Raw genomic sequence first — 1,379 nt, forward strand, 5'->3', positions numbered from 1 at the left:
TGAATCGCCCCGGGTTTCGTGGAGGCTCGGTTACTTGGAACCTGCCCCGATCGGGACTGGTGTCTGAGGGTAGTGCTCGGGCGTGATCTGGGCCCAGTGGTTGGTCTCGAACTCGGCGGGCGGGACGAGTCCGATCTCGCCGTGCAGGCGTCTGTGGTTGAACCAGTCGACGTACTCGGCGACGGCGATCTCGACGTCGCTCACGTTCTTCCAGCCGCCGTTGGGGCGCATGACCGGGTTGCGGATGCACTCGGCCTTGAACAGCGAGTTCAGCGCCTCGGCCATCGCGTTGTCGTACGAATCGCCCTTGGACCCGACCGATGCAACGGCCTCGGCTTCGGCAAGCCGCTCGGTGTAGCGAATCGCTCGGTACTGAACTCCGCGGTCGCTGTGGTGGACCAGGCCGGTGACGTCGTGGCCGGCCCGTTGCCGGTTCCACAGGCCCATGTCGAGGGCGTCCAGGGCCAGGTCGGTGCGCAGCGAGGTCGACACCTGCCAGCCGACGATCATCCTGCTGAAGACGTCGAGGACGAACGCGACGTAAGTCCACCCAGCGTGCGTGCGGACGTAGGTCAGGTCAGCTACCCAGAGCTGGTTCGGTCCGGTGGCGACGAACTTCCGCTTGACCAGGTCCTCGGGACGCTCGGTCTCAGCACCGTCACCGATGGTGGTCTTGCGGGTCTTCTCCCGCGGAATGCCCCGCAGGCCCTCGGAACGCATGAGGCGCTCTACGGTGCAGCGGGCGACCCGGACGCCTTCGCGGTTGAGCTCGGCGTGGACCTTCCGCGCACCGTAGACACCCAGGTTCGCCTTGTGGGCGACCTGGATGTCGTCGATCAGTTGCACGTCGCGCACCGACCGCGCGGACGGCGGCCGCTGCTTGGCGGCGTAGTACGTGCTCGGGGCGATCTGGACACCAGCGTCCTTCAACACGGTGCAGATCGGCTCGACCCCGAGCCTGTCGCGGTGCTGATCGATGTAGTCGACCAGCACCGCAGTCGGAACAGCTACTTGATCTTGCGGTCGAGCTCCGCTGCGGCGAAAAAAGCCGCGCTCGTCTTGAGGATCTCGTTGGCCCGCCGCAACTCACGGACCTCCCGCTCGAGCTCGGCCAACCGCTGTCCGTCGCTGGTCGTCGTGCCCGGCCGGACCCCACCATCGACCTCTGCTTGTCGGACCCAGTTCCGCAACGTCTCGGGATGCATACCGAGCTGGCCGGCCACACGCGTGATCGCGCCAGACCTCGTCGCGGGGTCCTGCCTCAACTCGACGGCCATCCGGGTCGCGCGCTCACGCAACTCGTCGCCGTACTTCTTGGGTGCAGCCATGACTCTCATCCTCCATGGATTGAGAGCCTCCATCAGACCCGGGGCGATTCA

At 66.3% G+C, this 1,379-nt stretch carries 1 protein-coding gene and 1 other annotated feature; the gene reads right to left on the bottom strand.

Annotated elements, in window-relative coordinates; all coding sequences use genetic code 11:
* Positions 1-30 precede the first annotated feature (30 nt).
* Positions 31-1,328 (bottom strand): IS3 family transposase gene (locus tag C9J87_RS19260; RefSeq protein ID WP_107706353.1). Its coding sequence is split into 2 segments (ribosomal slippage): positions 31-1,049 and positions 1,049-1,328, totalling 1,299 coding nucleotides; the frame shifts between segments, so codons are not numbered across the junction.
* Positions 901-1,050 (bottom strand) — a sequence feature (AL1L pseudoknot). Its footprint overlaps the gene before it by 150 nt.
* Positions 1,329-1,379 lie beyond the last annotated feature (51 nt).

Source organism: Nocardioides allogilvus (genome assembly GCF_003047285.1).
GTDB lineage: Bacteria > Actinomycetota > Actinomycetes > Propionibacteriales > Nocardioidaceae > Nocardioides > Nocardioides allogilvus.